This window comes from Microbacterium yannicii PS01 (assembly GCF_000304335.1).
In the GTDB taxonomy this organism is placed as follows: Bacteria; Actinomycetota; Actinomycetes; order Actinomycetales; family Microbacteriaceae; genus Microbacterium; species Microbacterium yannicii_A.
This window is the reverse complement of the sequence record NZ_CAJF01000061.1, coordinates 1-3,819: the sequence shown is the minus strand read 5'-3', so window position 1 is coordinate 3,819 and position 3,819 is coordinate 1. Positions and strand designations below refer to the sequence as shown.

Annotated in this window: 3 protein-coding genes and 2 pseudogenes; 2 read left to right on the top strand and 3 right to left on the bottom strand. The window is 68.4% G+C overall.

Features of this window, described 5'->3' with window-relative positions; translation table 11 throughout:
- A partial coding sequence (locus WYM_RS20855) for an alpha/beta hydrolase (RefSeq protein ID WP_019182374.1) occupies positions 1-748 on the top strand: 748 nt, incomplete at its 5' end.
- Here the strand turns inward: WYM_RS20855 and WYM_RS21890 are convergent.
- The 3 genes and pseudogenes from WYM_RS21890 to WYM_RS22335 form a co-directional block, all read right to left on the bottom strand.
- Positions 695-2,038, bottom strand: a complete 1,344-nt coding sequence (locus WYM_RS21890; RefSeq protein WP_019182373.1) for a radical SAM protein — start codon at positions 2,036-2,038, stop codon at positions 695-697. The two genes, WYM_RS20855 and WYM_RS21890, sit on opposite strands and share 54 nt — an antisense overlap.
- Before the next feature lie 120 nt (positions 2,039-2,158).
- Positions 2,159-2,587, bottom strand: a complete 429-nt coding sequence (locus WYM_RS21885) for a hypothetical protein (RefSeq protein WP_237739459.1) — start codon at positions 2,585-2,587, stop codon at positions 2,159-2,161.
- A 17-nt stretch (positions 2,588-2,604) separates the two neighbouring features.
- Positions 2,605-2,839, bottom strand: a pseudogene (locus WYM_RS22335) (Rv2578c family radical SAM protein); the annotation flags it as partial.
- A 633-nt stretch (positions 2,840-3,472) separates the two neighbouring features.
- On the opposite strand from WYM_RS22335, the pseudogene WYM_RS20845 reads away from it, so the two are divergent.
- Positions 3,473-3,819 (top strand): annotated as a pseudogene (locus tag WYM_RS20845) (D-alanyl-D-alanine carboxypeptidase family protein); the annotation flags it as partial.

Here is a 3,819-nt window from a genome sequence, read left to right as displayed (position 1 = left end):
AGCTGGTCCGCGCACGGTCGTGCTCGCCCACGGGTGGAACGGGCGTGCGAGCCAGTTCGCCCCGCTCGTGCGGGAGCTCGTCGCCGACGGGTATCGCGTGATCTCCTTCGATGCTCCCGCACACGGTGAGTCCGGCGGGCGCGGGTCGTACCTGATCGACTGGATCGATGTCTTGACGACACTGCAGGATCAGCGAGGCAGGTTCGATGCGATCGTCGGCCACTCGTTCGGCGGTCTGGCCACGGTCGTCGCGGTCGCGAGCGGCATCGAGGCGGATCGCGTGGTCACCGTCGCATCGCTCGCGGAGGCGGACTCGCTGCTCACGCAGTTTCAGGGCATGCTCGGCTACTCCGACGCGGTGGCGGCCGCGTTGCACGATCGATTCGCCCGGCGGTTCTTCCCAGGCCACGCCGATCCGTTCGCGTGGCTGTCGGCTGTGCGCACCCCGCTCGCCGACGACATCCCGCTGCTGGTGGTGCACGACGACGGCGACCGCATGGTGCCGGCGACCGAGTCGGCGCGCATCCTGGCGGCGCACCCTTGGGCGCGCTCGCTCACGACCAGCGGTCTCGGTCACGCTCGCATCCTCGCGTCGAATTCCTTCCTCGACGCCGTCGTCGCGTTCGTGGACGAGCCGCTGCCCGGCTCGCGGAAGAAGATCGCGACCGTGACACTTCACGCTCTCGACGAGGCGTCAGAAAAGCATGCCGGCGGTGTCCTGCTGGGAGCTGACGCGCGCGCTCGCTGACGCGGCGGCGCGCCCGCGTGCGGTCACCATGATCGGCGCCGAGCGCGCCGCCAGGCCCGAGACCGGCGCGCCGCGCGGTGTGTCATCCTCGGCGCGGCCGTCGAGACCGTGCACGCGAAGGAGCGGTCGAACGCGCTTGGCGAGCCACGACCGGTACGCCTTCGGCGCGTTGGCGGACATCCCGGGGTACAGCCCGCGGTAGGACGAGACGAGCTCGGGATGCCGCTGCTCGAGCCACTGCAGGAACCACTGCTTCGCGCCGGGCCGCAGATGCAGCGCGCCGTACACCACGCGTGCGGCTCCGGCATCCTTGATGCGGGTCAGCGCGTGGTCGATCGCGGCGATGGAATCCGTGAGGTGCGGGATGATCGGCATGAGGAACACCGTGACCCGGAAGCCCGCCTCGGTGGCGACCCGCACGGTCTCGAGCCGCGCCGTCGTGGTCGGCGTGCCGGGTTCGATGAGCTGCTGCAGCTCGTCGTCGAACACGGCGATGGAGGTCGCGATCGTCACATCGACCTGGGTGGCGGCATCCCGCAGCAGTGGGATGTCGCGCCGGATCAGCGTGCCCTTGGTGAGGACAGAGAACGACGTTCCCGACTGGGTCAGCGCGGAGATGATGCCGGGCATCAGCTTGTAGCGGCCCTCGGCGCGCTGATAGGGGTCGGTGTTCGTGCCGAGCGCGACCGGCTCGCGCATCCACGATCCTCGCCTCAGCTCCTTCTCGAGCACATCCACCACGTTGACCTTGACGACGATCTCGGAGTCGAAGTCACGTCCCGCGTCGAGCTCGAGGTACTCGTGCGTCCCCCGAGCGAAGCAGTTATGGCTGATCACGCCATTGGCGATGAAGTCGCCCGTCGATGTGGTGATGTCGACCATCTCGATGGTCTCTTTGAGATCCTCGATAGAGACCACGCGCAGCGGCGCATCGGACTTGACCGCATCTCCGAGTAGAGCAAGCTTTCTCGTGATCGCGGGCTGCGTCAGCTCGAAGAACCGTCGTCGCGCGGGCAGTCCGCCCAGCAATCGGATGGTCACGACGTCGTTCTCGCGTGCACCCTCGACCGCGTAGTGGAATCCGTGGATGTCAAGGCCCGACCTGATCTCGCGAAGGATCTCGGCCGCCTTATTGCTGATCCGCAGAATGCCGTGGCTGCAACTTCCCTCTGCGTCGAAGATGCCGGCGAGGAATCCGCGGTACCACTCCGAGGAAGGGCCGGCGGGCCATTCGACGATCGATGTGATTCTGTCGAAATCCGCCGCCTTTGCCGTGAAGATCGCGGTCATCTCGCGTCTCGTCGACGTCGTCGTGGAGAAGGTGCGTGTGGTTGTCACGACCCCCGGGCGTCGTCGAGATACGAGCGGGATCTGTCCAGCGCTTCGGTGTCCGCCAGCGCCAGGCGAAACCTATGCGCGATGTACGACCCCCTGCCGTTCGACCGGGCGTACTCCCGTCGGAGCATCATCCCGTCCCCGCCGGATCATTCCGCAGAGGTATCCCCGGCGGTATTCGTCCGTTGCGACGAGTCCGGCGCGAACGCCCCCGTCGCCGAAACCGAGGAGCTTGTTGTTGGTCGTGAGGAACGGCCGCTGCGGGCTTCCCGGTTCGGCGGGCCGGACGTGCTTCCACCCTCGCTCGGTGAGGAAGCGGTGATCGCCGCTCGCGACAAGCTCGGTTCCATCGGCGAGCGTCACGCGATATGCCCGCTTACTCGTCTTCCACTGCGCAGAAACGGTCGCACGTGTATATCGACGATAGGAACCGACGCGCTCCGTCCCGACGACGACATCGCCGGGTCGAATGTCTCCGATCCGCTTCGTGCGTCCGTCCGCCATGAGAATCCTCGTATCGGGATCCAGACAATAGACGCACGCATGACTGCATCCGCGGTACGGGTTCACCGTCCAGTCGAACGGCATCGCCGAGGCGCCGGGGACCCGATTGAGCGCGGACTTAGACAGCACTTCGTGAAAGGTCATCCCGGCGAACTCCGGCGTCTTCACGGACCTGACCAGACCGTTGAGCTGCTCGAGGCCGGGCAGGGCTGCGGCATCCGCCACTCCCAGTTCCTGACCCTGCCACCGCATGACTCCATGAGAACAGATGTTCTATACTGAGTCAAGTGTGACGACACTGCGTTCGTACGGCATCGAAGGCGGATGCCGCGGAGTTCGCATTCCTTGCGAGTCCGGGGTCACAATGGCTTACGTGACGGCGCCTGGCAAGCCCGCAGATACCCGGTCGGTCCCCCCCAATCGTCGTGCCGCCCGGGCGATGCGTGAGGAAGCGGAGCGGCGTGCCCGCGCGGCGGCCGTGCCGGTCCCGCCCGTACTGCCGGAATCGCCACGCGGCTCGGCCTTCCCCCTCGAGCCCCGCCCGCCGCTGACGCGACGCGCGGTGCGCGAATCGGGCCTCGTCGCCTCCACCGGCGCTGTGCCCGCTCAGCACGTCCGGCCGAGGCGCGTCGGCCGCATCGCCGTCGTCGCCGGTCTCGCGATCGGAGCAGCGCTCCTCCTGGGCTCGTCCGCGGCGCTGACGGCGATGGTCGCCCCCACGGTGGAGGAGCAGACCCAGGCTGCGATGAGCCAGGAGGTCGTCGAGCCGCCGCCGGTCGCACAGCTGCCGGTGCCCGGGCGGTCGCGCAATCCGCGGTCCCGACGGATCTCTGTGCGCTGCCCGATTTCACCGCCGCGATTCAGACGGGTGACGACGAAGGCGCCGTGCGGGCGGCCGGCGGCGGCGAGGCCTTCCGGGCGGCCGTCGTCGGGGGCACCGCGGCGTGCGTCGACCTGGGCGACTCCGCGCGCCTGTGGACCGTGGTCGACAAGCTCCGGCCCGCGGCTCCGATCGACTACCGGCCTTCGGCGCTGGTCATGCCCGAAGGAGTGCGCAACATCGAGAGCAGCGCGCTGCGCGCCGACGCGGCATCCGCTCTCACGGTCCTGGTCGCGGCGGCGCGTGATGCCGGCGCGGGCGAGATCGCCCTCGAGAGCGGTTTCCGCTCGTATCAGACCCAGCAGGACACCTACGGCCGCCACTTCGCCGAGCGCGGTGACCAGGCGGATCA

Bases quoted from the DNA above. Each gene is read 5' to 3' on its own strand.
- WYM_RS21890 (WP_019182373.1), bottom strand. From the start codon at position 2,038: ATGACCGCGATCTTCACGGCAAAGGCGGCGGATTTCGACAGAATCACA.
- WYM_RS21885 (WP_237739459.1), bottom strand. From the start codon at position 2,587: ATGGCGGACGGACGCACGAAGCGGATCGGAGACATTCGACCCGGCGAT.